Annotated in this window: 25 protein-coding genes and 1 riboswitch; of the genes, 8 read left to right on the forward strand and 17 right to left on the reverse strand. The window is 66.8% G+C overall.

Going from position 1 to position 24,301, the window contains the following annotated elements:
• The 7 genes from EPO55_RS23080 to EPO55_RS23110 form a co-directional block, all read right to left on the reverse strand.
• On the reverse strand, positions 1-1,042 hold a 1,042-nt coding region (locus tag EPO55_RS23080; protein ID WP_296339726.1), incomplete at its 3' end, for an MFS transporter.
• Complete coding sequence (locus tag EPO55_RS23085; RefSeq protein ID WP_296339727.1) at positions 1,039-2,187, reverse strand: dATP pyrophosphohydrolase; 1,149 nt, start codon at positions 2,185-2,187, stop codon at positions 1,039-1,041. The genes EPO55_RS23080 and EPO55_RS23085, both read right to left, overlap by 4 nt.
• A 7-nt stretch (positions 2,188-2,194) precedes the next feature.
• Complete coding sequence (locus tag EPO55_RS23090; protein ID WP_296339728.1) at positions 2,195-3,112, reverse strand: metallophosphoesterase; 918 nt, start codon at positions 3,110-3,112, stop codon at positions 2,195-2,197.
• 50 nt (positions 3,113-3,162) lie between these two features.
• Complete coding sequence (locus EPO55_RS23095) at positions 3,163-4,392, reverse strand: aminotransferase class I/II-fold pyridoxal phosphate-dependent enzyme (protein WP_296339729.1); 1,230 nt, start codon at positions 4,390-4,392, stop codon at positions 3,163-3,165.
• Between the two features lie 5 nt (positions 4,393-4,397).
• On the reverse strand, positions 4,398-4,712 hold the full coding sequence (locus EPO55_RS23100; RefSeq protein ID WP_296339731.1) for a phosphopantetheine-binding protein: 315 nt from the start codon (positions 4,710-4,712) through the stop codon (positions 4,398-4,400).
• Between the two features lie 97 nt (positions 4,713-4,809).
• Positions 4,810-5,736 (reverse strand): NAD(P)-dependent oxidoreductase, encoded by a 927-nt coding sequence (locus EPO55_RS23105; protein ID WP_296339732.1) that lies wholly within the window; start codon positions 5,734-5,736, stop codon positions 4,810-4,812.
• A gap of 10 nt (positions 5,737-5,746) precedes the next feature.
• Positions 5,747-7,504 (reverse strand): fatty acyl-AMP ligase, encoded by a 1,758-nt coding sequence (locus EPO55_RS23110; RefSeq protein WP_296339733.1) that lies wholly within the window; start codon positions 7,502-7,504, stop codon positions 5,747-5,749.
• Between the two features lie 152 nt (positions 7,505-7,656).
• Here EPO55_RS23110 and EPO55_RS23115 point away from each other — a divergent pair, with 152 nt between their 5' ends.
• The 3 genes from EPO55_RS23115 to EPO55_RS23125 are packed head-to-tail and all read left to right on the forward strand — an operon-like array spanning position 7,657 to position 10,751.
• The gene (locus EPO55_RS23115) at positions 7,657-8,838 is read left to right on the forward strand and encodes an aspartate aminotransferase family protein (RefSeq protein ID WP_296339734.1); all 1,182 of its coding nucleotides are present in this window, start codon (positions 7,657-7,659) and stop codon (positions 8,836-8,838) included.
• 6 nt (positions 8,839-8,844) lie between these two features.
• A complete protein-coding gene (gene argF / locus EPO55_RS23120; protein ID WP_296339735.1) occupies positions 8,845-9,783 on the forward strand; it encodes an ornithine carbamoyltransferase in 939 nt (312 codons plus the stop codon).
• Positions 9,780-10,751 carry an Hsp33 family molecular chaperone HslO gene (locus EPO55_RS23125; RefSeq protein ID WP_296339736.1) on the forward strand — a complete coding sequence of 324 codons (972 nt, stop codon included), beginning with the start codon at positions 9,780-9,782 and terminating at the stop codon, positions 10,749-10,751. The genes argF and EPO55_RS23125 overlap by 4 nt, the downstream gene beginning before the upstream one ends.
• A gap of 493 nt (positions 10,752-11,244) precedes the next feature.
• Here EPO55_RS23125 and EPO55_RS23130 read toward each other — a convergent pair whose 3' ends face one another.
• Positions 11,245-11,514, reverse strand: a complete 270-nt coding sequence (locus EPO55_RS23130; RefSeq protein WP_296339738.1) for a DUF1937 family protein — start codon at positions 11,512-11,514, stop codon at positions 11,245-11,247.
• Between the two features lie 38 nt (positions 11,515-11,552).
• Positions 11,553-12,425: a 2-dehydro-3-deoxygalactonokinase gene (locus tag EPO55_RS23135; protein WP_296339739.1), complete on the reverse strand. Its 873-nt coding sequence runs from the start codon at positions 12,423-12,425 to the stop codon at positions 11,553-11,555.
• A gap of 116 nt (positions 12,426-12,541) precedes the next feature.
• Between EPO55_RS23135 and EPO55_RS23140 the strand changes: the two genes are divergently transcribed.
• Positions 12,542-13,843, forward strand: a complete 1,302-nt coding sequence (locus EPO55_RS23140; RefSeq protein WP_296339740.1) for a cystathionine gamma-synthase family protein — start codon at positions 12,542-12,544, stop codon at positions 13,841-13,843.
• Positions 13,844-13,973: 130 nt separating this feature from the next.
• Here the strand turns inward: EPO55_RS23140 and argE are convergent, their stop codons facing one another.
• From argE to EPO55_RS23160, 4 genes are all read right to left on the reverse strand, one after another.
• Positions 13,974-15,143, reverse strand: a complete 1,170-nt coding sequence (gene argE, locus EPO55_RS23145; RefSeq protein WP_296339741.1) for an acetylornithine deacetylase — start codon at positions 15,141-15,143, stop codon at positions 13,974-13,976.
• Between the two features lie 121 nt (positions 15,144-15,264).
• Positions 15,265-15,891 (reverse strand): GTP cyclohydrolase I FolE, encoded by a 627-nt coding sequence (gene folE, locus EPO55_RS23150; protein ID WP_296339743.1) that lies wholly within the window; start codon positions 15,889-15,891, stop codon positions 15,265-15,267.
• A gap of 24 nt (positions 15,892-15,915) precedes the next feature.
• Positions 15,916-16,308, reverse strand: a complete 393-nt coding sequence (gene apaG / locus EPO55_RS23155) for a Co2+/Mg2+ efflux protein ApaG (RefSeq protein WP_296339745.1) — start codon at positions 16,306-16,308, stop codon at positions 15,916-15,918.
• Positions 16,309-16,382: 74 nt separating this feature from the next.
• Entirely contained in the window at positions 16,383-16,871 is a 489-nt protein-coding gene (locus EPO55_RS23160) for a PaaI family thioesterase (RefSeq protein ID WP_296339746.1), read from the reverse strand.
• A gap of 79 nt (positions 16,872-16,950) precedes the next feature.
• Here EPO55_RS23160 and EPO55_RS23165 point away from each other — a divergent pair, with 79 nt between their 5' ends.
• The gene (locus EPO55_RS23165; RefSeq protein ID WP_296339748.1) at positions 16,951-17,397 is read left to right on the forward strand and encodes a MarR family winged helix-turn-helix transcriptional regulator; all 447 of its coding nucleotides are present in this window, start codon (positions 16,951-16,953) and stop codon (positions 17,395-17,397) included.
• Here the strand turns inward: EPO55_RS23165 and EPO55_RS23170 are convergent.
• From EPO55_RS23170 to EPO55_RS23185, 4 genes are all read right to left on the reverse strand, one after another.
• Positions 17,394-18,023, reverse strand: a complete 630-nt coding sequence (locus EPO55_RS23170; RefSeq protein WP_296339749.1) for a TenA family protein — start codon at positions 18,021-18,023, stop codon at positions 17,394-17,396. The genes EPO55_RS23165 and EPO55_RS23170 overlap by 4 nt on opposite strands.
• 142 nt (positions 18,024-18,165) lie before the next feature.
• On the reverse strand, positions 18,166-19,377 hold the full coding sequence (locus tag EPO55_RS23175) for an O-succinylhomoserine sulfhydrylase (protein ID WP_296339750.1): 1,212 nt from the start codon (positions 19,375-19,377) through the stop codon (positions 18,166-18,168).
• Positions 19,378-19,458: 81 nt separating this feature from the next.
• Positions 19,459-19,535, reverse strand: a riboswitch (SAM riboswitch).
• 90 nt (positions 19,536-19,625) lie between these two features.
• Positions 19,626-21,314, reverse strand: a complete 1,689-nt coding sequence (locus EPO55_RS23180) for a thiamine pyrophosphate-binding protein (RefSeq protein ID WP_296339751.1) — start codon at positions 21,312-21,314, stop codon at positions 19,626-19,628.
• Positions 21,315-21,324: 10 nt separating this feature from the next.
• Positions 21,325-21,639 carry an NIPSNAP family protein gene (locus EPO55_RS23185; protein WP_296339753.1) on the reverse strand — a complete coding sequence of 105 codons (315 nt, stop codon included), beginning with the start codon at positions 21,637-21,639 and terminating at the stop codon, positions 21,325-21,327.
• A gap of 285 nt (positions 21,640-21,924) precedes the next feature.
• Here EPO55_RS23185 and EPO55_RS23190 point away from each other — a divergent pair, with 285 nt between their 5' ends.
• The 3 genes from EPO55_RS23190 (at position 21,925) to EPO55_RS23200 (ending at position 24,298) form a co-directional block, all read left to right on the forward strand.
• Complete coding sequence (locus EPO55_RS23190) at positions 21,925-22,602, forward strand: RNA-binding protein (RefSeq protein ID WP_296339754.1); 678 nt, start codon at positions 21,925-21,927, stop codon at positions 22,600-22,602.
• 126 nt (positions 22,603-22,728) lie between these two features.
• Positions 22,729-23,451, forward strand: a complete 723-nt coding sequence (locus EPO55_RS23195; RefSeq protein ID WP_296339756.1) for a DUF1194 domain-containing protein — start codon at positions 22,729-22,731, stop codon at positions 23,449-23,451.
• 103 nt (positions 23,452-23,554) lie between these two features.
• A complete protein-coding gene (locus EPO55_RS23200; RefSeq protein WP_296339757.1) occupies positions 23,555-24,298 on the forward strand; it encodes an aldolase in 744 nt (247 codons plus the stop codon).
• The last annotated feature ends 3 nt before the right edge of the window (positions 24,299-24,301 follow it).

Here is a 24,301-nt window from a genome sequence, read left to right on the forward strand (position 1 = left end):
GGATCGTCTGAACCGCGGTGCCGTTGTTGGCGATGAAGGTGATCCAGCAGGCGCCCGAAAGGGCGACACAGGCACCGACCACCAGCGGCGTGAGCACGAGCGCGATCACCAGGGTGGCGGCAGTGTGGATGCCCATCGCCCAGATATTGGCGCGGTCCGGCCCGAGCAAGCGATTCAAGGTCGGCATGAGGATGGCGCCAGCCACGGCACCGGCTCCGAACACGGCGTAGAGGATTCCGAAGGCGAATTCGTCGAGACCGAGCTCGAAGCGGCCGATCACCGGCAGCAGGGTGCCGACAGCGATGCCGGGCACGAAGAAGCAGAGGCCGCGGGCGAAGATCGCCTTGAGCTCGCCGGACCCGCGCACGAAGGCGATGCCGCTGCGCGCCGCCTCGAGCAGTCCCTCGCGACGCTGGGCGGCTTTCGCCTCGGCCGGCCGGCGCCAGCGCAACATGGCGAAGATGACGCCGACATAGGTGGCGGCGTTGACGGCGAAGAGCATGAAGACACCGACCAGGCTGAGAAGGACCTGGCCGACCACCGGCCCCACCGTGCGGGCAAGATTGAAGCCGGCGCTGTTCAGCGCGATGGCCGGCCGGAGGTGCGGTCCGGAGACGATCTCCGGCACGACGGCATGCCAGGCGGGCGCGTTCATGGCGTTGCCGAGCCCCATGCAGAAGCTGAGGCCAAGCAGGCTCCAGTGGTCGAGCCGGCCCAGGAAGGCCAATACGGCCAAGGCGGCGGCCACCGCCATCATCCAGACCTGGCAGACGATGATGTAGCGGCGGCGATCGAACCGGTCAGCCAGGACGCCGGCAAAGAAGCAGAACAGGAACATCGGGAGCGTGCCCGCCGCCGACAGCAGCGCCACGAAGATCGGCTCCTGCGTCAGACTGGTCATCTCCCAGGCGGCACCCGTGGTCGCCATCCAGCCGCCGGTGTTGGACAGGACGTTGGCGGTCCACAGCAGCGCGAAGGAGCGGTTGGCGAAAGGGGCGAAGGCCGACGCCGGGCGGCCGACGCCGGGCGTCCGCGGGCTCACCCCAGCGCCTTCTCGTAGACCCGGTGCGTCTTGTAGTGAACGCCGCCGACCGAGCGGATGATGTTGTTGGTCGCCTTGTTGTCCTCGAGAATCCAGCCCAGTTCGGCGGAGGTCTTGCCCAGGCGCTTGCCGTTGGCGCGCAGGTGATCGATGGCGATCATGGCGAGGCCAGCGCCCATCAAAGGGTGATTGCGGAACTTCTTCTTCACGCCCATCAGCGGCACGCGGGTACTGTGGACGTCGGTGATCTTGAGCCGGAACAGGAGCTTCACCAGATTCCAGGGCGTGAGCGCGCCGTTGAAGTCGACGGTCGCCTCGCTGAGGTTGGTGAGGGCCAGGATGAAGGCGACCGTCTCGTCGTCGACATCCACGAACACGGCGAGATCGGGCACGATCACCGGGCGCAGCGCCTTGGAGGCATGGTCGATCTCGGCCTGGGTGAAGGGCACATAGCCCCAGTTGTCACTCCAGGCATCGTTGAAGATGCCGACCAGGGTGCGGACCTCGGCGTCGAACATCTTCATGTTGGCAGTGCGGACCTTGACCCGGCCGGCGAGGCCGGCGCGGTCGAGCAGCTTGCGGCCGATGGTCTCCGGCGCATTCTGGACGTCGTAGTCGTAGGAGAAGAGATCCTTGGCTTTCACATAGCCGCAGGCCTCGACCCGGGCCCCGGCATAGGGCGGATCATAGGGCACCATCAGCACCGGCCGGCTGTCGAAGCCGTGGACCAGGAGGCCCACCTCCTCGTTGATCGACAGGGTGAATGGACCGGTCACACGCACCATGCCTTTGGCCTTCAGCCAGGCTTCGGCCGCGGCGAACAGCGCGGCGAAAATTGCCGGATCATCCTCGGCCACCAGGCAGCCGAACTGACCGGTGCTGTCGGCATGCTGATCGAGATGGGCGCGATCGACCTGGGCGGAGATCCGACCGACGACCCGGCCGGCGCGCCGGGCGAGAAAGAACTGGACCTCGGCATGCAGAAACAGCGGATTCTTCTTGGGCGAGAAAGCCTCCTGCCGCTCGACGTTGAGCGGCGCCACCCAGCCCTTGTGTCCGGCATAGAGCCGCTTGGGCAGGCCGATGAATTCCTTGAGGTCAGCCTTGGTGGCCACGGGGGAAACGACGAGATCGGAAGGTGCCATGTCCGCCTCAGCCTACCACGGCCGATGCAGCGCTTCGGAACACGAACTGGCCATCGAGTTCGCAGCCGGCACCGTCGGCGCGCAACGCACGGATATCGACTCCCAGGCGCCATCCCGTCGGCTCGTGCTCGACATGGATCAGGTGGTAGCGCGCCCGACCATACTTGCCGCCGGGCGCCGCCGACGCCGAGGTGACGCCGATCACCGGCACCGGGCCGGCCGGGCCGTCGATCCGCGCGACTTCGCTTCGGTGGTTGTGTCCGTGCAGGACGAGTTCGCAGCCGACGCGACGGACCATCGCCTGGAAGGCCGCCGCATCGGTCAGGCGCTTGAAGTGCTTCTCGGTGGTGAGCGGCGGATGATGGATCAGCACGACGCGGCAAAGCCCTTCTCGGCCGAGATCGGCCAAAATCTTCTCGGCAGCCGTGATCTGTGCTTCGCCGAGCGTCCCGGTGGCGAAGAAAGGTGGCTTCGGCACTCCGCTGTTGAGGCCGACCAGCGCGACCGGCCCGCGCCGGCGCAAGGTCGGGAAGACCTGGAAGTCGGTGGCCGGCGGCTTGTCGTCGCCTGCCATGTAGGTGCCCCAGAGACCGAGCCCCTCGCCCCAGGCCGTGGCGACATAGACGTCGTGGTTGCCGGGAATGACCGTGATCCCGTCGGGCCCGCCGAGCTGGGCGAGCCACTTCGAAGCGCGGACGAACTCGTCGGGCAGCGAGATGTTCACGAGGTCACCGGTCAGCGCGATGTGATCGGGCTTCTGCGCCTTGAGGTCGGCCACGATGCCGGCCAGCGCCTCCGGCACATGCAAGTGCACGCGGTGCCGCCACCAGTTGAGGTAGCCCGTCACGCGCTTGCCCAGGAGGTCGAGGGAGCGCGCCGCGGGCATCGGCAGGTGCGGATCGGACAGATGCGCCAGCGTGAACATGGAAGGGTGATCCACCGCCCGGTCCGGACGGTCAAGCGAGGCGGCTGGAACTAGCGGCTGCCGGCGACGACGCGCAGCTTCGGCGCCCCGGAAAGGACCCCGAGTTGCCGGCCGATCCCGGTCATGACCTCGATCATGTGCTGCAGCTGTTCCGGCGTGTGGGCGGCGCAAACCGAGCAGCGCAGCAGCGAGACGCCGTTGGGCGTGGCCGGCGGCACGGCCACGTTCACGTAGATCCCGGCATCGAGCATGGCGCGCCAGAAGCCGATGGCGAGCATACGGTCGGGCAGATGCACGCCCACCACGGGACCATGCTCCGGGCCGAGCTTAAAACCCTGCGCGGCGAGGCCGTCATAGAGGGTGGCGACGTTGTCCCAGAGCTGCTTGCGCAGCTCCGGCCGCGCCTGGACGACGCGCAACGCCTGGCGGACGGACGCCACGATCGAGGGCGGCAGCGACGCCGTGAACATATAGGAGCGCACGGTGACGCGCAGGATGTCGAAGTCGGGATCGTTCGACACGCAGTAGCCGCCGATCGCGCCCAGGGTCTTGGAGAAGGTGCCGACGATGAAATGGCAATCGTCGAGGACGCCCGCCGACTCGCAGAGGCCGCGGCCGGTCTCACCGAGCGCGCCCAGCGAATGGGCCTCGTCGACCAGCACATAGGCGCCGTATTTCTTGCAGACGTCGACGAATTCCCTGAGCGGCGCGCTGTCGCCCAGCATCGAATAGATGCCTTCCAGGATCACCAGCCGGTTGCCGGACTTGTCGCCCAGACGGCGAAGGCGGGATTCCAGGCTCGAGGGGTCGTTGTGCTTGAAGCGCACGACCTCGGCCTGGGTCATCTTGCAGGCATCGTAGATCGAAGCGTGGCTGTCGGCGTCGATCAGCAGATGGTCGCCCTGGCCGACCAGGGTGGAAATCACGCCGAGATTGGCCTGGTAGCCGGTCGTGAAGACCATGCAGTGCTTCTTGCCGTAGAAGGCGGCGATCTCCTCCTCCAGGAGGACGTGCTCGCTATAGCTGCCGTTGGCGATGCGCGAGCCGGTCGTGCCGGTGCCCTCGGCGCGGATCGCCTCGATGGCGGCTTCCATGCAGGAAGGATCGAACGTCAGGCCGAAATAGTTGTTGGTGCCAACCAGCAGGGTCTTGCGGCCGTTGATGATCGCCTCGGTCGGCGACAACACCCGCTCCATGCGGATCTGGAAAGGGTCGGCCCCGGTGGTCCGGACATCGCGGTACGCCTCGAGCAGGCCCGCATGACGGTCGAACAAGCCCATGATGGCTAGCGCTTGGCGCGCAAATCCAGGATCGTGTCGGCGAGCTGGTCGACGGTATGGATCTCGGCCACGACGTTCATCGGGATCGACACGTCGAAGCTGTCCTCGAGCTCCATGACCATATCCATGATCGCCAGCGAATCGATGGTCAGGTCCTTGGCGATGACGGTGGCGCCAACGATCGGCCGCTCGCCCGCCTGATAGGGCGCGAGGTGACGGCAAATCTCCCGGATCACGTCGAGACGCGACGCGAGGCGGGGCAATTCGAGGGTGTTGGCGATGTCGTCGTTTTCGACGATCAATTGGTGGGCAGTGCGCAAGAGCTGCTCTCCGGTCCCGGGGTCAGACATGCCACTTTGTGACAGAAACCGTGATTCCTTGTGAAATAACAATTTGTTACGCAGTGTTTCACACGTCCTAGAGCCATTTGTTCTGGCGATACCACGAGATCGTGTCGCGAAACCCCGCCTTCAGATCGTAGCGGGGCCGGAAATCGATCGTTGCCGCCAGACGGCGGTCGTGAACCGCCCAGTCGGGGTGAAATAGTTCCCGGACCTTGGCCCGGGTCAGAATCTGGGCCGCCCCTCCCAGGGCATGCCGCAGGCCGTTGGCCCAGCCGACGACTTCCATGGCGGCCCGGGGCACCGGCAACGACCAGACCCCGCGCCCCAGCGCGGCCCCCGCCGCCGCCGCCATGTCGCCGTAGCCGTACCCTCCCTCCTGTCCGTCATCGATCTCGTAGACAGAGTCGGGTGGGGGATGATCGACCGCCATGGCCAGGGCTTCGGCCAGATCCGCGACATGGATGAGAGCCAATCGGGCGTCGTCGAGTTGAGGTCGTGGCGCCAGCCCCCGGGCGGCGGCTTTGAAATAGGTCAGCGTTTCGCGGTCGCCCGGGCCGTAGACCGCCGGCGCCCGAATCGCCAGCCACGGACCGATTCGGCCGGCCACCACCTGCTCAGCCGCCCGCTTGCTCCCGGCATAGGGCGAAAGCTGGGGTTCGCGGGCAGCCAGTGAAGAAAGCAGGATGAACCGCGCCTGAGGGGCAAGAGCCGAAAGGCGCGCCGTGCCATCGCGGTTGACCGCCATGAAGTCGGCGGGCTGCCGCGCCTTGATGAGGCCGGCGGCGTGAATCACCGTGTCGGCGCCGTCGACCAGGCGCCGCAGGGCCGCTTCGTCAGCCAGGTCGCCGAGCACGACCTCGGCCTTGACGTTCGGCAACGAGGGCATCGGCGACCAGCGTCGAATCAAGAGGCGGAGGCTGAAACCACGTCGGGCCAGGGCAGACACAAGGTGCGGCCCGACAAAGCCTGTGGCGCCGGTAACCGCGACCAGCCTGCCCATTGCGGCCGACTCAGGCCGCGGCCGGCTTCGAAGGCGAGGCCGGCGATGCGTAGAGGCCGGCGAGGTAGTTGGCCTTGGTCCGCGCGCGGCTCAGCTTGCCTGAGCTCGTCGTCGGCAGCCCTGTTGTCGGCGGCACCAGGGCGACGTCGCAATCGACCGCAATTGCCTCGCGCACCGCGCCGGCGACGTCGCGCGCCAGCGCCACGCGGGCCTCCTCACCCGACACGCGCGCCAGCACCGCCACGACCACCCGCTCGCCCTCGCCGGTATCGATGGAGAAGGCCGCGGCATCGCCGTTCTTCACGAGGCGCTTGGCCTCGATCGCCCACTCGATGTCCTGCGGCCAGACATTGCGGCCGTTGATGATGATGAGATCCTTGGCACGCCCCGTGACCACGATCTCGCCCGCCAGCCAGTAGCCGAGATCGCCGGTGTCGAGCCAGCCGTCGTCCGAAAGCACCTCCTGGGTGGCCTCGGGCTCGCCGAAATAGCCCGGCATGACGCTGGGGCCCTGCACGAAGATTCGTCCGACCTGACGATCGGCCCGCACTCCGCCGTCGGGACCGCGCACTTCGAGAAGGTGGCCGGGCAGGACACGGCCGCACAGCACGAAACGGCGGGCGCGCTGGCTGTCCTGCGGATCGGAAGCCGGCATCGCGAGCTGTGCCTCGCCAAGCGCTTTTCGGTCGACGACGTCGGTACGCACACCCACATCGTGCGGGCTGAAAGTGATCGCCAAGCATACCTCGGCCATGCCGTAGCTTGGAATGAAGGCCTTGCGATCGAAGCCCGAGGGTTCGAAGGCGTCGGCGAAGCGTTGAAGCACCTCGGGACGGATCATGTCGCCGCCGATCCCGGCGCGCCGCCAGCTCGAGAGGTCGAGATCGGCCGGCACCTGCGTGGCGCCGCGTCGCGTCGCCAGGTCGTAGCCGAAGCTCGGGCTGTAGGAGATGGTGCCACGATTGCGCGAGATGATGTTGAGCCACTGCATCGGCCGGCGCGCGAAGTCGCGCGGCGTCAGGTAGTCGATCGAGAGCTGGCAACTGAGCGGCGCCATCAGGAACCCGATCAGGCCCATGTCGTGATAAAGCGGCAGCCAGCTCGCCGTGCGATCGCCCGGGACCACATCGAGGCCCGCCGGCCCCGTCATGCCAGCGAGGTTGGCCATCAGGGCCCGCTGGGTGATCTGCACGCCATGCGGATGGCGCGTGCTGCCCGAGGAGAACTGGATGTAGCAGAGGTCGGCGGGGCCGAGCGGCCGGAGGTCGACCGGCTTCTCCGGCAGGGCATCGAGGACATCCTTGCCGCCATGCAGGCGTACCGCCGGGAATTCCCTGGCGGCGTCGGCGAGGAAGCCCGCGAGATCGTCGATGCCGACGGCCGCGACCGCGCCCGAGGCAAACAGCTGCCGGCGGAGTTGGTCGAGATAGGCATCCTTGCCGCCGATCCCGACCGGAATCGACACCGGGACGGGCACCAGCCCGGCATACTGGGCGCCGAAGAAGGAATCGAAGAAGCCGGGCCAGGTGTCGGCAGTAATCAGGAGCCGTTCGCCGACGGCAAATCCCGCCCCGATCAGCTTACGGGCGGTGACCTGGGCCCGCTCCCGGACCTCGCGCCAGGTGAGCACCGACAGCAGGTCCCCCTTGGCATTATAAAAGGAGATGCCGGTCTGGCCCTGAGCCGCATAGTCCAGCATCTCGGGCACCGAGGTGAAGCCGGCGCGGCGCTGGGCAAGCCGGGCATTGCGTGAGGGAAGCGGATCCATTGGAACGGCGGGTCTCCTAGCAGAGGGGTCGGAGGCCCTCAAGACGCACACCTGCGCCCTTTGGGCGACGTTGACACACCCCGACCTCGGTAAGATAGTGCCCGACCCCCGCCAAAAGCGGGGGAATTTTACTTCTGAAGGAGGGTCTAGCTGTGATTACGGCTGTTATGCCGACGTACGGTCGCAAGGACGTCGTGTTCGAACGCGGAGAGGGCAACTATCTCTACGCGACGGACGGCCGACGTTATGTCGACTTTACCTCCGGTATCGCCGTCAACGCGCTGGGCCACTGCCACCCCTACCTGGTCAAGGCTCTGACCGAGCAGGGACAGAAGCTGTGGCACACCTCGAACCTGTTCCGCATCGGCAACGGCGAGAAGCTGGCCAAGCGGCTGGTCGAGAACTCCTTCGCCGACACCATGTTCTTCTGCAACTCGGGCGCCGAGGCGATCGAGGGCGGCATCAAGCTGATCCGCAAGTATCAGTTCATGAACGGCCAGCCCAAGCGGTACAAGATCATCTGCTTCCAGGCGGCGTTCCACGGCCGCCTGCTGAACGCGCTCGCCGCCACCGGCAACGAGAAGTACCTCGAAGGCTTCGGCCCGCCGGCTGCCGGCTACAGCCACGCGCCGCTCAACAACACCAACGTCGTGCGCGACATGGTGGACGACGAGACCGCCGGCATCCTGGTCGAGCCGATCCAGGGCGAAGGCGGCATCCGCGCCACCACGACGCAGTTCCTGAAGGACCTGCGCGCGATCTGCGACGAGTTCGGCCTGCTCCTGTTCTACGACGAGATCCACACGGGTTTCGGCCGCACGGGCAAGATGTGGGGCTACGACTGGTCGGGTGTGAAGCCCGATGTCGCGGCGATCGCCAAGGGCATGGGCGGCGGCTTCCCGATCGGCGCCTTCATGGCGACCGAGAAGGCGGCGGTCGGCATGGTGCCGGGCACGCACGGCTCGACCTACGGCGGCAATCCGCTGGCCACGGGCGTGGCCAACGCGGTGCTCGACGTCCTCCTGGCGCCCGGCTTCATCGAGGGCGTGCGCGAGCGCGGCGAATACCTCAAGGGACAGCTCGAAGGGCTCTGCAAGAAGCATCCGAAAGTGTTCGTCGAGCAGCGCGGCACCGGCTTTCTCCAGGGCATCCGTTGCGTGCCGCCGGCCGGCGAGATGGTCGACAAACTGCAGTCGCTCGGCATGCTGGTGCCGCCGGCCGGCGAGAACGTCGTCCGCATCTTCCCCGCGTTGATCGCCGACAAGGCGGTCCTCGACGAGGGCGTGGCCATTCTCGAGAAGGCTGCGGTCGCGTTCGAAGCCGCAGCCAAGTGACGACCCATGTCGACACCCAAACATTTCCTCGACCTCGATCAGGTCGACCCTAAGACGCTTCGCCAGATCCTCGACCAGGGCAAGGCGATGAAGAAGTCGCGGGCCAATGGCGGGCCGGGGGGCGGCCACGCCCAGCCGCTGGCCGGCAAGACACTCGCCATGATCTTCGAAAAGCCCTCGACCCGGACGCGCGTGTCGTTCGAGGTCGGCATGCGCGAGCTGGGCGGCCAGACGATCATGCTCGGGCGCACCGACACGCAGCTGGGGCGCGGCGAGACCATCGCCGACACCGCCCGCGTGCTCAGCCGCTACGTCGACATCATCATGATGCGCACCACCGTCGAGGAGAAGCTCCTCGAGATGGCCAAGTATGCGACCGTGCCGGTGATCAACGGCCTCACCGACAAGACGCATCCCTGCCAGCTGATGGCCGACGTCATGACCTTCGAGGAGCATCGCGGCCCGATCCAGGGCAAGGCGATCGCCTGGTCGGGCGACGGCAACAACATGGCGACGTCGTGGATCCACGCCGCCGTCCAGTTCGATTTCGAGCTGCGCATCGCCTGCCCGCCGGAACTGACGCCGCCGGCCGACGTCGTGCAGTGGGCGGAGAAGTCGAAAGGCCGCATCCAGATCGGCCACGATCCCGAGAGACTGGTGAAGGGCGCCGACTGCGTCGTCACCGACACCTGGGTGTCGATGGGCGACGAGGATCCGCAAAGCCCGAGCGCCGCCAGGCGGCACAACCTGCTGCGCGGCTTCCAGGTCGACAAGCACCTGATGAAGCAGGCCAAGAAGGACGCCATCTTCATGCACTGCCTGCCGGCCCATCGCGGCGAGGAAGTGACCGTCGATGTGATCGACGGGCCGCAGTCGGTCGTGTTCGACGAGGCGGAAAACCGCCTGCATGCGCAGAAGAGCATCCTCGCCTGGTGTCTATCGTGAGTCTCGCGTCGGAGGGCCTCACCCCTTCCGACGAAGACTGGGACCGCGTCCTACCCTTCCAGCTCGACGCGCTGGGTGTCCGCGGCCGTCTCGTGCGGCTCGGCCCCTCGCTCGATGCCATCATCGAACGCCACGGCTATCCGCTCGCCGTGGCGCGGCCGCTGGCCGAGGCGATGGTGCTGTGCACGGCGCTGGCGACGTCGCTGAAATACGACGGCATCTTCACGCTGCAGATCAGCGGCGATGGGCCGATCCGCCTCCTCGTCACCGACCTCACCAGCGACGGCGCGCTGCGCGGCTACGCCCAGTTCGATTCCTGGAAGCTCGCCGTCGCCCTCGGCTCCGGCAACCACGATGCGCCGGACGGCTACGTGCCGAAACTGTTCGGCCAGGGCCGCCTCACCTTCACCGTCGACCAGGGCCAGCACACCGAGCGCTACCAGGGCGTCGTGCCGCTGGAGGGTGCCACCCTGGCCGACTGCGCCCACACCTATTTCCGCCAGTCCGAGCAGCTGCCGACCGGCATCAAGATCGAGGCCCGTCGCGAGGAAACGACGGACGGTCCTCACTGGCGGGCGGCCTCTCTGGTCGTCCAGCAGATGCCGGAGTTCGACGCCGGCCGCATCGACGTCGACCAGGACCAGCGCGAGGACGACTGGCGCAAGGCCGTCATCCTGATGGCCTCGGCCACCGAGAAGGAAATGCTCGACCCTGCCCTGCCCGGCAAGACGCTGCTGTTCCGCCTGTTCCACGCCGAGGGCGCGCGCCTGTTCGAGCGCCGCGCCTTCCAGGCCCGCTGCCGCTGCAGCCGCGAGCGCATCGACGGCGTGCTGAAATCGATCAGGCGCGAGGAGCTCGCCGACCTGCGCGATCCGCAGGGCCTGGTCGCCGTCACCTGCGAGTTCTGCTCGACCCAATATGCGTATGACGAGGCGGACCTCGACCGGGTCTACGCCTCCGACGCGTAGCCGTTTCGGTTGCCCGCTCGCCCGGCGCACGGGCCCAACTTTTGAAATCGGGCCCAACTCGACATACAGAAATTCGGCTCTCCAGCCGCCTGGAAGCCAGCAAATCCAACCTTTCCGCGCGCTCGGCGGGCCCACCTGAAACGTGGGAGTGTTGGGCCCGAAGTTGGGCCAGACTCCGAGATAAGCCCTATTCCATTGGCTTTTGTCCGACTCCCGGTTTCTTCGTTTGCCCAAGCCCCGGCGCGCCCTGTGCCCCAGGCGTCGTTAAGTGTCTGTTCTGGCGTCGTTATTTGGCGCCGAGTTGAGACGGGGTCGTTGTTGGGACTGTCCACGGGTCAGGACCCGCGGCGGCTGCACCAGGCGCCCGGAAGGAAGAGGCGCGCGAACCCACGGACGGCCGCAGGAGGTCTTGCCGATCATGAAAAAGGCCGACGCAGTCCGAGCGTCAGCCTACCTGAATAATAACCTAAAACCTGCTGAACCTGCAAGTCTCCTATCGGAAACCTGCCATGCGCCCCACGCAGGCGTCGCAACGCTCGACGAGGGCCAGCGACACTGGCGCCAGGAGTTCCTCGTAGGCTGCATCGCTTCCGCCCGCCGCCTCGATCATGGGAAGCGCCATGTTCACGCCGATGATCGGCACGTGTCCGGCGCGATGAAGCGCGACGGCGGCTTCGTTGAGAACTTTCAGATTGGCCGCCCGGACCGCCGGATCGGCCGCTCCACCACCGGCCCTGTAGGGCCCGGCAACCATGATCCACATTCTCGCTCCCCACTCTTTCGTGCGACGGGAGGGCGCGGTCATCTCCGCAAGGCCCTCACGCCGGCCCATGTCGCCTCGGCGCCGAAGCTGCGCACGCGGGCGCCCCTCTGACCGAGCGCGAGAGCATAGCGCGCCGTCAGCGCCGCCGCGCCGATCGCGATGACCTCGCGACCCATTGGCAGCTCCTGAAGACGCAGTTCCTCGCCGATCAGCAGGCCGGAGAGATAGCTCGCCGACTGGGCCGGCGACAGGCGGCCGAACAGGCCGAGCGCGCGCACACCGAAGGCGTTGTGCAGCAGGCCTTCGCCATTGCCGGCGCGCGTTACGCCGCGCAGGAAGGCCGCCTCGTCGAGGGCGGCGTCGGCGTCGAGCGTGCGCGCCAGGATGGAATGCTGGCTCAGCAATCCATAGAACTCCCCTGTCATATAGGTACGGAAGCCGATGACCCGGCCACCCTGCACCGTGGCCCATTTGCTGTGCGTGCCGGGCAGGACGAACAGCCCCTCGCCAAGGCCCGTAAGCCGCATGGCGCCGAAGATCTGCACCTCCTCGCCGCGCATCACGTCGGGCACGTCACCCTGCTCGTCGCTGAGGCCGGGCACGAGGGCGATCCGCCCCGGCTCGATCCAGTGCAGGCGCCGCGCGAGCTCGTCGGGCCCGGCGGGACAGGCGACATAGGGCGCCTCGCTCCAACCCTGCCGGCTGCCGGCCATGCCGGAGATCAGGCAGACACTGCCGGCCGGCTTCATCCAGTCCGAGAACAACGAGGCGAAGACGCCGGCGAAGTCGCCGTTGGGCACGTTGAGGATGCCGAGCGGTGCGCTCTTCTCCTCCAGCACGCGACCCGCCTCGTCGAGACGGGCGCCGCGCAGCGAGCTCGTTCCCCAGTCGACGGCGATCAGGTGCGGCACGTCCCGTTCTCCTCCGGTATCGCGGTCACTGTAACGCCTTGAATTCTCGATAGACAGCGGACGCCGCCGCCCTGGGCTATCCTGCCCCACCGGAACCGCCGACAGGAGAACACGCCATGGTCGCGCCACGTCCCTCCAAAACCCACATCGGCAATCACGCGCTCAAGCCCGAGACGCTGATGCTGAGCTACGGCTACGATCCCAAGCTGTCGGAGGGCGCGGTGAAGCCGCCGGTCTTCCTCACCTCCACCTTCGTGTTCGGCTCGGCGGAGGAAGGGCGCGACTTCTTCGACTACGCCGCGGGGCGCCGCAAGCCGCCCGCCGGCACCGGCGCCGGTCTTGTCTATTCGCGCTTCAACCATCCCAACAGCGAGATCGTCGAGGATCGGCTGGCGGTCTACGAAGGCGCGGAGTCGTGCGTGCTGTTCTCGTCCGGCATGTCGGCGATCGCCACCACGATTCTCGCGTTCGCCCGGCCGGGCGATGTCATCCTGCATTCCCAACCGCTCTACGGCGGCACCGAAACGCTGCTGTCGCGCACGATGGCGGGCTTCGGCATCGGCTCGGTCGGTTTCGTCGATGGCGTCGACGAAACCGCCGTTCGTGCGGCTGCAACCGAGGCACGCGGCAAAGGACGTCTGTCGGTCATCATGATCGAAACGCCGGCCAACCCGACCAACACGCTGGTCGATATCGCGCTGTTGCGGCGGATCGCCGACGAGATCGGCGCCGCACCCGGACAAAAGCAGGGTGGTTTCAGGCCGATCCTGGTCTGCGACAACACCCTGCTGGGCCCGGTGTTCCAGCGTCCGCTCGACCATGGCGCCGATGTCTCGGTCTACTCGCTCACCAAATATGTCGGCGGCCATTCCGATCTCATCGCCGGCGCCACACTGGGCGCACAGGCGACCATCGGGCCGATCAAGGCGCTGCGCGGCAGCCTCGGCACGCAGCTCGATCCGCATTCCTGCTGGATGCTGGGCCGCTCGCTGGAAACGCTCGGGATCAGGATGGAGCGCGCAGAGGCCAATGGAAGACTCGTCGCCGAGTATCTGCGCGACCACCCCAGGGTCGACAAGGTCCACTACCTGAAATTCCTGGAGGAAGGCTCGCCGGCCCAGGCGGTCTTCGCCCGGCAATGCACGGGCGCCGGTTCGACCTTCTCGTTCGACATCAAGGGCGGCGAGAAGGAGGCGTTCGCCTTCCTGAACGCGCTGCAAATCTTCAAGCTGGCGGTCAGCCTCGGCGGCACCGAGTCGCTGGCGAGCCATCCCGCCGCCATGACGCACTCCGGCGTTCCGGTCGAAGTCCGCGACCGGATCGGCGTGCTCGACACGACGATCCGCCTCTCGGTCGGCATAGAACATCCCGACGACCTGATCGCCGATCTGACACAGGCGCTGGCGGCGGCGGGGTGATGTCTTCTCCTCCCCCGTCTCGGGGGAGGTGGCCCGAAGGGCCAGAGGGGGTCATGACCCCATCGCCCTCGTATGACGAGGGCACTTCCCCTTGGCGGAGTCCGCCAAGGGGAAGAGTAATGATCTCAAGCTAATCCCTACACGCCCACTCCACCATGCGCCGCATGAAGGCCTCGCAGGCGTCGATCTGGGAGGCGAGCAGGAATTCGTTGGGCTGATGGGCCTGGGCGATGTCGCCCGGGCCGCACACCACCGTGGGCACGCCCAGCGTCTTGCGGAAGATGCCGGCTTCGGTGGCATAGACCACGCTGCCCACCGTGTTGGAGCCCGACCAGCTGCCGGCCAAAGTCTTGGCCTCGTCGTTGCCCTCGGGCGAGAAGGCCGGTGTCGAGGCGCGCAGTTCGGTGGCGATGGCGGCGGCCGGATGCTTGGCCTTCATCTTGGGCAGCAGCTCCGTCTCGAGCCACTTCTTGGCGCGCTCGCCCAGCTCCTCGATCGGCCGCGTCGGCAATTCGCGGTAGCCCCACAGCACCTCGCACTCGCGCGCCAGGATGTTGCCCGCCGTGCCGCCCAGGATGGTGCCGACGTTGAAGGTCGCCGCCGCCGGCATGAACTCGCTGTTCCTGGGCGCGGCCGCCTCGAGCTCCTCCTGGACCTGGTTGAGGTAGTGGATGAATTCGCCGGCGAAGTGGATGGCGCTGACGCCGAGGTGCGTCATCGAGGAATGGGCCTCGAAGCCGGTGAACCTGGTGAGGTAGGACTGCGAGCCCTTGTGGGCATGGACCACCGTCATCATCGTGGGCTCGCCGATGATGATGGCGCGCGGGCGCGGCACTTCGGTCGCCATGGCGGCGGCCAGGGAATGGGCGCCGAAGCAGCCGATCTCCTCGTCGTAGGAGAGCGCGAAATGGATCGGCCGCTTGAGCTTGGCCTTCTTGAACTCAGGGACCATGGCGAGTGCGATGGCATAGAACGCCTTCATGTCGCAGGTGCCGCGGCCGTAGTACTTGCCGTCCTTCAGCGTCAGCGTCCACGGATCGGTGGTCCACGGCTGGCCGTCGACCGGCACCACGTCGGTGTGGCCGGAGAGCACGACGCCGTCCTTCACGTTGGGACCGACGGTGGCGAACATGTTGGCCTTGGTGCCGTCCTCGTTCGGCACCAGCCGGCTCTCGATGCCGTGTCCCTTGAGGTATCCCTGGACGTAGTCGATCAGGGCCAGGTTGGAATTGCGCGAGGTGGTGTCGAACGCCACGAGACGACGCAGCATTTCGACGGAATCGACGATCTCTCCGGCCATGATATCCCTTGCTTACAAAATTCCGACCGATTGTCATGCTCCTCCGGACCGCGAGCGTCCCGCTCGCTCATGAGCTTGAGCGAGCGAGACGCTCGCGGTCCGGAAAAGGATGAGGTCTTGGCTAAACCGACGTACGACCGATCATGGTCAGGAATTCGCGGCGTGTCTCGCCGTTGTCGCGGAAGGCGCCCAGCATGCGGCTGGTCACCATGGTGACGTCGGACTTGTGCACGCCGCGCGTGGTCATGCACTGGTGCGCGGCCTCGATGACGACGGCGACACCGCGCGGCTGCAGCACGTCCTGCAGCGTGTTGGCGATCTGCGCCGTCAGCTTCTCCTGGATCTGCAGGCGATGGGCGAAGGCGTCGACCACGCGGGCGAGCTTGCTGATGCCGACGACGCGCTTGTCGGGCAGGTAGCCGACGTGGACCCGGCCGATGATCGGCACCATGTGGTGCTCGCAGTGCGATTCGAGGCGGATGTCGCGCAGCGCCACGACCTCGTCGTAGCCCTCGACCTCCTCGAAGGTCCGCTGCAGCATGTCGCGCGGATCCTGGTCATAGCCGGCGAAGAATTCCTCGTAGGAGCGCACGACGCGGTCGGGCGTGCCGGCCAGGCCCTCGCGGTCGGGATCGTCGCCGGACCAGCGGATCAAGGTGCGGACGGCGGCCTCGGCCTCCTCGCGCGAGGGACGGGCGAGGCCGGTGGCGAGCGAGACCATGTCGCTTTTCTTCAGCATCCTGTTCATCGTCGTTCCTCCCGAGCACCGATCTCAGTTGAGGTTGCGCTTTGCGATCGGCGTATCGAGTGAGAAGACGGGGATCTCGATGTCGAAATTCTCGCCCGACTCACTCACCATCTGATAAGTGCCGCCCATGATGCCCGAAGGCGTCGAGAGCGGCGTGCCTGAAGTGTACTCGAACACGTCGCCGGGGCGCAGCATCGGCGTCTTGCCGACCACGCCGGGCCCCTTCACTTCCTGCAGGCGGCCGAGCCCATCGGTGATCTTCCAGTGGCGGCTGCGCAGCTGCACCGTGGCATCACCCTTGTTTTCAATACGGACTTGGTAGGCCCAGACATACTGCGACTTGGCCGGATCGGACTGATCGGGCAGATATTGCGGGCTGACGGTCACGCAAATGGCACGGGTAGTGGCTTTATACATCGGTCGGCGGGGCCCCCTCGACTTCCTGACATGGGGCGTTCCGGCCGAAAGGTCAAACTCGGTAATTCGCCAGGCTAAATCGGGAAGATCAGGCAGGTCGTCGTGCCGTGCGCCAGCAATTTGCCCGAGGCGTCGACCAGCCGGCCCTCCGACGTGGCGATGCGCGAGCCGACGTTGATGACCTTGCCCTCGGCCCGGACCGGGCCGGTCTTGTCGGTCATGGCGCGGACGTAGTTCACCTTGATCTCGACCGTGGTGTAGCCGATGCCGGCCTTGAGCGTGGTGTGGATGCAGCAGCCCATCACCGAGTCGAGCAGGGTCGCGGCGATGCCGCCATGCACGCTGCCGAGCGGATTGTAGTGGTCGAAGACCGGCGTGTAGGCGAACACGACGCGGCCGAACTCGATCTCGCTGAGTTTCATGCCCAGCATCCGCGAGATCGGCGGCGCCGGGAAGCGGCCCTCCAGCAGGCCCTTGAACAGGGTGAGCCCGTCCATGGTGCGGGCCTGTTCCAGCGGCACCACGCCAAATCCGGCATCTGCGGTCCCAGTATCTGCGGCCATCGTCGTCTCCTCGATCTATTTACGTGCATATACACATTGAGCCTTTGCCCCGGCAAGCGACCACGATAATGTTGCCGGCATGTCCGCTCCCGCCCCGCTCCGCCTGTCGCCCGCCGAGTGCACCTGCTTTCGCGTGCGCGGTGCTGCCCGGCGTGTGACGCAGATCTACAGCCGGCATCTGGCGCCCACGGGCCTGAAAATCTCGCAATTCTCGCTGCTGGGCTTCGTCGCGGCACGCGGTCCGGTGAGCATCACCGAACTTTCCGAAATGCTCAGCACCGACCGCACGACGCTCACCCGCAACCTGCGGCCGCTTCTGTCGTCGGGCATCATCGAGCGCAGCGCCACAGGCGACCGCCGCCGACACGAGCTGGTCGCGACCACGGCCGGCCGGGCGCTGTTCAAGCGCGCCCTGCCGCTCTGGGCCGACGCCGAGCAGGAAGTGCGCGCGGCCATGGGCACCAAGCTCACCGCCGACCTGCACGGCGCCCTCGATCGCTCGATGGAAAAGCTCGCCGCGCTCTAAAAGTTGGCGTCGAAGAAACCGTATTCGAGCTCCAGCGCGCGCGCGTAATTGGCGCGCACCGTCGCGCTGTCCGTGGCGTGCCTGTCGAGCAGCGCCTCCAACCTTGCCGCCAGCGCCTCGAAACCGGGATCGGCATAGGTCGTCACCCATTCGGCATAGAGCGACGCTGCACCGCGGGCCGCCAGCGAGCGGCCGAGGAACGCATAGAGCCGCATGCAGGGCGTCATGGCGGCGATCGTGGCGCCGAGGTCGCCGCGCCGCGCGATCCCCAGCAGGAAATCGACATAGGCCGTGGTCGCCGCGACCGGCCTCACCGCGGTCAAGTCGACCTGCCAGCGTTCGGCATAGGCCTTGTGCAGCTCGAGCTCGGCGCGCACGCCCGCGATCAGGTCGGCGAAGTCGTTCAGGTCCGCGCGCGTGGTGCTGTGGGCCAGACAGAACGCGTAGGCGCGCGCGAAGGCTTCGAGGAAGTAGGCGTCCTGCGCCACGTAGCCCTTGAAGCAGTCGACCGGCAGCGACCCGTCGCCCAGCCCGCTCACGAAGCCGTGCGCCAGGATGCGTTCCGCCGAAGCGGCGTTGGCTTCCCACAAGTTCTTGGCGAGGGACATGCCGGTCATTGCTTTCATTCTCCTCTCCCCCGCTAGGGGGGAGAGGACCCGGGCGAAGTAACCTTCGCCCTTTGGTGAGGGGGTTACGCAGAGCGCCTCACGCCCCCCTCACCTAGCCTCTCCCCCTAACGGGGGAGAGGAACATGAGGGCGCGGATGCCTCAGCCGCCGAGTGCCTGCACCAGGTCGGCGATGATGTCCTCGGCATCCTCGAGACCGACCGAGATGCGGACGGTGCCGTCGTTGATGCCGAGCCTGGCGCGCTCCTCGGCGCCGATGCGCATGTGGGTCGTGGTCGCCGGATGGGTGACCAGGCTCTTGGCATCGCCCAGGTTGTTCGAGATGTCGACCAGCTGCAGGCGGTTCAGCGTCTCGAACGCCGCCCACTTGCCGGCCTTGAGGTCGAAGGTGACGACGCCGCCGAAGTCCGACATCTGCTTGGCCGCGAGCTTGTGCTGCGGATGGTCGGGCCGGCCGGGATAGAGCACGCGCGAGATCGCGGGATGGCCGGCCAGCGCGTCGGCGACGCGCCGGGCGTTGGCGCAGTGGCGGTCGACGCGCAGACCCAGCGTCTCCAGGCCCTTCACCAGCACCCAGGCGTTGAACGGACTGAGCGACGGGCCGGTGTTGCGGATGATCGGCTGCAGCTTTTCCAGGATGAACTCCTTGGAGCCCAGCACGGCGCCGCCCAGGGTGCGGCCCTGGCCGTCGATATACTTGGTGGCGGAATGGACCACGATGTCGGCGCCCCACTCGAGCGGCCGCTGCAGCATCGGCGTCGCAAAGGCATTGTCGAGCACGACCTTGGCGCCGGCCTTGTGGGCGAGGTCGCACACCGCCTTGATGTCGACGATGTCGAGCATCGGGTTGGACGGCGATTCGAACAGCACCGCCTGGGTCGGCTTGCTGAGCGCCTTCTCCCACTGGGCAAGATCGCCGCCGTCGACGAATTCACCCTGGATGCCGTACTTCGGCAGCAACTCGGCCACGATGTAGTGGCAGGAACCGAAGAGCTGGCGCGCCGCCACGATGCGGTCGCCGGACTTGAGCAGGGCCAGCAGGGAGAAGAACACCGCCGACATGCCGGTCGAGGTGGCGCGACAGGCCTCGGCCCCTTCGAGCGCGGCCAGCCGGTTCTCGAACATGGTGACGGTGGGATTGCCGAAGCGCGAATACTGGTAGTGGCTGCTCTCGCCCTTGAAGGTGGCCTCGGCCTCCTCGGCGCTCGCATAGGCGTAGCCCGAGGTCAGGAACAACGCCTCCGAGGTCTCGTCGAAGTTGCTGCGCAGCTGGCCGCCGCGCACGGCCCGCGTCTGCGGCCGCCAGCTCTTGGTGTCCGCCTGCGTCTTCTTCCTTGGAATCGATCCGTCCATCTCACTCTCCCCTCGTCCGCGCTCTCCCCTCGGGGAATGGCGCGCAACGAAAAAGCCCCCGACCTGGAAGGACGGGGGCTTTTGCGAGCACCTCCGACCTTTTAGCGATGTTTAACGTGGTCGCAAGCCGGTCGGCTCAAATCTCCACGGACCGTCTCTATAGCGGTGAGGACCGGTCTAGGCAAGTGCCTTCAAGCAATGCATTCCTCTCCCCCCCTTGGGAGGGGGAGAGGAACACGGCAGCAAAGCTAGTGCTTCTGCCTGGCCAACGACTGCTCGCGCAGCTTGCTGAGCGTGATGCGCGAGGTGATCGCCTCGGCATCGGTCTTGATGTGAATGATCGACGGCTTGCCGATGGCGACGCAGCGCTCGAACGCGGCGGCGAAATCCGCGGTCTTCTCGACCGTCTCGCCGTGGCCGTTGAAGGCGCGGGCGTAGGCGGCGAAGTCGGGGTTCTTGAGCTCGGTGCCGTGCACGCGGGTCGGATAGTCTCGCTCCTGGTGCATGCGGATCGTGCCGTACATGCCGTTGTCGACGACGATGAACACGATGTTGGCGCCGTGCTGCACCGCCGTCGAGAACTCCTGGCCGTTCATCAGGAAGCAGCCGTCACCCGAGAACGAGACGACCATGCGGCCGGGGGCGGCGATCTTGGCCGCCACCGCCGACGGCACGCCATAGCCCATCGAGCCGTTGGTCGGCGCGAGCTGGGTACGGAAGCCGCGATACTGGAAGAAGCGATGGACGAAGCCGGCATAGTTGCCGGCGCCGTTGGTGACGATCACGTCGTCGGGCAGGCGCGTGTTCAGCCAGCCGACGATGGCGGCGAGGTCGGCCGAGCCCGGCTGCGGCACGGGCTCGATGTTCTTCAGGTAGTCGGCACGCGCCACGGCGACCTTGTCCTTCCATGCCGAGGCATCGACAGGCTTCATCGCCTTGGCCGATGCCGCGAACTGGGCCATGCCGCTGTTGATCGGCAGCGTTGCCTGGTAGACGCGGCCGAGTTCCTCGGCGCTGGCGTGAACATGCACCATCTTCTGCGCCGGCACCGGCAGGTCGAACATGGTGTAGCCGCCGGTCGTCGCCTCGCCCAGCCGCGGGCCGACGGCGATGATGAGATCGCTTTCCTTGATGCGCTTGCCGAGCGGCGGATTGACGCCCAATCCGAGATCGCCGACGAAGTTGGCGTGGCGGTTGTCGATCAGGTCCTGGTTGCGGAACGCCGTGGTGACCGGCAGGTGGTTGGCTTCGGCGAACGCCCGGATGTCGACGCAGGCCTCGGCACTCCAGCCGCCACCGCCCAGGATGAGAAGCGGCTGTTTGGACGCCGCGAGAAGCTCGCGCAGCGTCGCCATGTCGGCGGCGGCCGGCGCACCGCGGGCGATCCGGTAGGGGCCGGCATCCGCCACCTCGACTTCGTCGGTCAGCATGTCTTCCGGCAGGACCACCACGACCGGCCCGGGCCGGCCGTTGAGCGCGGTGTGAAAGGCCTGGCTCAGGAGTTCGGGGATGCGCCGGGCGTCCTCGATCTGGGTCACCCATTTGGCCATCTGGCCGTACATGCGGCGGTAATCGATCTCCTGGAACGCCTCGCGGTCCGTGGTTTCGCGCGCCACCTGCCCGATCAGCAGGATCATGGGCGTCGAATCCTGGAAGCCGGTATGCATTCCGACCGCAGCATTGGTGGCGCCCGGACCGCGGGTGACGAAACAGATGCCGGGCTTGCCGGTGAGCTTGCCGTAGGCCTCGGCCATGTAGGACGCACCGCCCTCCTGGCGGCAGATCACGTAGCGGATGGAATTGCGCTGGGCATAAAGCGCATCCAGCGCCGCGAGATAACTCTCGCCGGGCACGCCGAAGATCGTTTCGGTCCCGTGAATGCGCAATTGATCGATCAGAACCTGCGCGCCACTGCGGCGCGGATGGGCGGTCGCCATGATTTTTCCCTTACTTCGTGGGTGAGAAGGCCGTCGGCACCAATATCTTGTTATTCATGTGCTTCATATATTCTCGGCTCTTCTGCAAATAGGCCTGCCACGCCGGGTCCGCAGCCATCGCGGCGCGGCGCTTGGTGCGGTCGGCGAGATCGGCGTAGCCCCAGATGTGCACGATCTCGTTCACATTGCCGACCTCGGTGGTGAAATATCCGACAAGATTGCCGAGATGCTTCATCTGGACGGGAAGACCTTCCTTTTCGTAGAGCGCGAGAAACTCGCGCAACCTGCCCGGCTGCAGTTCGTAAGTTCGATGATCGACGATCATGGCGCTCTCCCTTTTCGGTTACGATTGTGTGGCTTGCCCGGTGCGATCTCAACCCTTGGTGCGAGCGGTGGACTCAGCCGGTGAATCAGCGCATAAGTGCGGCATTGCGACACTGGCCGACGAGCATCATCACGAGTCTCGGCACAGTCGCGGAGCGCGATACCGGTCAACGACTTCCGTGAGATTCTTGGTCATCCGTCAAAGGTCAACGAAACGCTTGGACACAGTGGTCCAGCAAGCGCGCGCCGGACTCCGCTCAATCCTTCCTCCAGCACAGAGCCTTGAATGAGTCGCAAATTGTTTGTGGGCAATCTGCCCTACTCGGTCACGTCCGAGCGTCTGGGTGAAGCGTTCTCCCAATTCGGGACCGTCAGCTCATCGAAAGTGATCGCGGATCGCGAGACCGGCCGCAGCCGCGGCTTCGCGTTCCTCGAAATGGAAACCGACGATCAAGGCGCCGCGGCCATGCAGGCCATGAACGGCGCGTTGCTCGATGGCCGCTCGATCGCGGTCCGCGAAGCCGTCGAACGCCAGCCCGGTGGCGGCGGCGGCGGTGGATTTGGCGGCGGCGGTGGGGGTGGCGGCCGCGATGGCGGCGGCTTCCGTCCGCGCGGCCCGCGTCCGCCCTACGGCGGCGGTGGCGGCGGCCGTGATGGCGGCGGCGGTGGTTATGGCGGCGGTGGCGGTGGCGGTGGCTATCGCGGCGGCGGCGGTGGTGGTGGATATGGCGGCGGCGGTGCTGGCGGCGGCGGCGGTTACCGCGGCGCGCCTTCGGGCCCGAGCGACGGCGGCCCGATGCGCGACCGACGCGCCGATTTCTCCGGCGCACCGCCTTCCGGCGGATTTGAGCCCCCGAGCGGTGAAGTCGCCAAGCCGGTGCGCCGGCGCGATGCCCCCGGCCCGGACAAGCGCCGCGAGCGCGACTACGAACCGCGCAAGCGCGGCTTCGACGACGACCAATAGACGCAGGCAGTAGACCGCAAGCAACGCAAGCAGCGATCGATGCGAACGCCGGGGGGTTTCCTCCGGCGTTTTTCTTTGGGCCCGCCACAGCGGTGCTATGCTTGATGCCTTCGGCAGGAGGCGGGCATGAAGCGACGGTCGGCGCTTGTAGGCTCCTTGGCGGCGATGGCCGCGGCGACGGCTGCCAAAGCCGAGACACCGGTCGATCTTCAACTCGTGCTCGCCGTCGACGTGTCGCGGTCGATCGACGAAGTCGAGGCCGAACTCCAGCGGCGCGGATACGTCGAGGCGCTGACCAACGACCGCATCATCGACGCGATCCTGTCCGGCGAGCATCGGCGCATCGCGCTTTGCTACACCGAGTGGGCCGGCACGCACTACCAGACGGTGGTCATCGACTGGTCGGTGATCGACAGCGCCGCGGGGGCGCGCCGGTTCGCCGACAAGCTCGCCGAGGCACCCCGCTCGTCGCAGAGCTGGACCGCCGTCGGCGCCGCCCTCCTCCACGCCGGCCAGCGGTTCGAGAACTCAGGCTTCACATCCAAGCGGCGTGTCATCGACGTCTCGGGTGACGGCCGCACCAACGACGGACCGCCGGCCGAAATCGTGCGCGACCGGCTGGTCGCGCAGGGCATCGTCATCAACGGCCTGCCGGTGATGATGAATCGCACCAACTTCGGCCGGCCGCCGGACCTCACGCTCGACAGGTACTACGAGGAAAACGTGATCGGCGGGCCCGGCTCCTTCATGATCGTGGCCGACAACTTCGACCAGTTCGGCCGCGCCGTGCGAACCAAGCTGGTGCGCGAGATTTCGTCGGTCGAAGGCGTCCTCCCCGCACCGGCCTGAGCGGCCGGCCGGCGCGATCTTCCGTGCGCAATTTCCCTTGGCCGGGCGTGTGCGAAGCCGCATCATCCGGGCCGCAACGGACCTTGCGAACGGAGCCTCATCGATGCTGGCCAACGACCCTGTCACGCAGGCGCGAATCGACCTGACAACGGCGCTGCGGGCCGCTGCGCGCCACGGCCTGAACGAGGGCGTCTGCAACCATTTCAGCATGACCGTGCCTGGCCGCGAGGAGCTGTTCCTGGTCAATCCGCAGGGGCTGCACTGGTCGGAGATCACGCCGTCCGACATCGTCATGGCCGACGGCGACGGCAATATCGTCGAGGGCAAGTATCCGGTCGAGCCGACGGCATTCTACATCCATGCCCGCATCCACGGCGGCAATCCGCGCGCCAAGGTCGTGCTGCACACCCACATGCCCTACGCCACGGCGCTGACTTCGATCGAGGACGGCAAGATCGAGATGTGCACGCAGAACGCGTTCCGCTACTGGGGCCGCGTCGCCTACGACGACAAGTATGGCGGCGTCGCGCTCTCGAACGACGAGGGCGAGCGCATGTGCCGCGCCATGGGCGACAAGGACATCCTGTTCCTGCGCAACCACGGCGTGATCGTCTCGGGGCCGACCGTCGCCCAAGCCTACGACGACCTCTACTATCTCGAGCGCGCGGCCATGGTACAGGTGCTGGCGATGCAGACCGGCCGCCCGCTGCTCAACATCGACGAGGCGATGGCCGAGCATACGGCCAGGCAGATCGCAGGCGAGGCGCAGCAGGCCTTCCTGCATTTCGAGTCGCTGAAGCGCCTGCTCGACCGGGACCAGCCCGGCTGGCAGAAGCTGACGGCCTAGGAG

Origin of the sequence: Reyranella sp., assembly GCF_004296935.1 — a bacterium.
Taxonomy (GTDB): Bacteria; Pseudomonadota; Alphaproteobacteria; order Reyranellales; family Reyranellaceae; genus Reyranella.

Coding starts and splice junctions, on each gene's coding strand:
- EPO55_RS23085 (WP_296339727.1), bottom strand. CDS start 2,187: ATGGCACCTTCCGATCTCGTCGTTTCCCCCGTGGCCACCAAGGCTGAC.
- EPO55_RS23090 (WP_296339728.1), bottom strand. CDS start 3,112: ATGTTCACGCTGGCGCATCTGTCCGATCCGCACCTGCCGATGCCCGCG.
- EPO55_RS23095 (WP_296339729.1), bottom strand. CDS start 4,392: ATGGGCTTGTTCGACCGTCATGCGGGCCTGCTCGAGGCGTACCGCGAT.
- EPO55_RS23105 (WP_296339732.1), bottom strand. CDS start 5,736: ATGGGCAGGCTGGTCGCGGTTACCGGCGCCACAGGCTTTGTCGGGCCG.
- EPO55_RS23110 (WP_296339733.1), bottom strand. CDS start 7,504: ATGGATCCGCTTCCCTCACGCAATGCCCGGCTTGCCCAGCGCCGCGCC.
- argF (WP_296339735.1), top strand. CDS start 8,845: ATGTCGACACCCAAACATTTCCTCGACCTCGATCAGGTCGACCCTAAG.
- EPO55_RS23130 (WP_296339738.1), bottom strand. CDS start 11,514: ATGTGGATCATGGTTGCCGGGCCCTACAGGGCCGGTGGTGGAGCGGCC.
- EPO55_RS23140 (WP_296339740.1), top strand. CDS start 12,542: ATGGTCGCGCCACGTCCCTCCAAAACCCACATCGGCAATCACGCGCTC.
- argE (WP_296339741.1), bottom strand. CDS start 15,143: ATGGCCGGAGAGATCGTCGATTCCGTCGAAATGCTGCGTCGTCTCGTG.
- folE (WP_296339743.1), bottom strand. CDS start 15,891: ATGAACAGGATGCTGAAGAAAAGCGACATGGTCTCGCTCGCCACCGGC.
- apaG (WP_296339745.1), bottom strand. CDS start 16,308: ATGTATAAAGCCACTACCCGTGCCATTTGCGTGACCGTCAGCCCGCAA.
- EPO55_RS23160 (WP_296339746.1), bottom strand. CDS start 16,871: ATGGCCGCAGATACTGGGACCGCAGATGCCGGATTTGGCGTGGTGCCG.
- EPO55_RS23165 (WP_296339748.1), top strand. CDS start 16,951: ATGTCCGCTCCCGCCCCGCTCCGCCTGTCGCCCGCCGAGTGCACCTGC.
- EPO55_RS23170 (WP_296339749.1), bottom strand. CDS start 18,023: ATGAAAGCAATGACCGGCATGTCCCTCGCCAAGAACTTGTGGGAAGCC.
- EPO55_RS23175 (WP_296339750.1), bottom strand. CDS start 19,377: ATGGACGGATCGATTCCAAGGAAGAAGACGCAGGCGGACACCAAGAGC.
- EPO55_RS23180 (WP_296339751.1), bottom strand. CDS start 21,314: ATGGCGACCGCCCATCCGCGCCGCAGTGGCGCGCAGGTTCTGATCGAT.
- EPO55_RS23185 (WP_296339753.1), bottom strand. CDS start 21,639: ATGATCGTCGATCATCGAACTTACGAACTGCAGCCGGGCAGGTTGCGC.
- EPO55_RS23190 (WP_296339754.1), top strand. CDS start 21,925: ATGAGTCGCAAATTGTTTGTGGGCAATCTGCCCTACTCGGTCACGTCC.
- EPO55_RS23195 (WP_296339756.1), top strand. CDS start 22,729: ATGAAGCGACGGTCGGCGCTTGTAGGCTCCTTGGCGGCGATGGCCGCG.
- EPO55_RS23200 (WP_296339757.1), top strand. CDS start 23,555: ATGCTGGCCAACGACCCTGTCACGCAGGCGCGAATCGACCTGACAACG.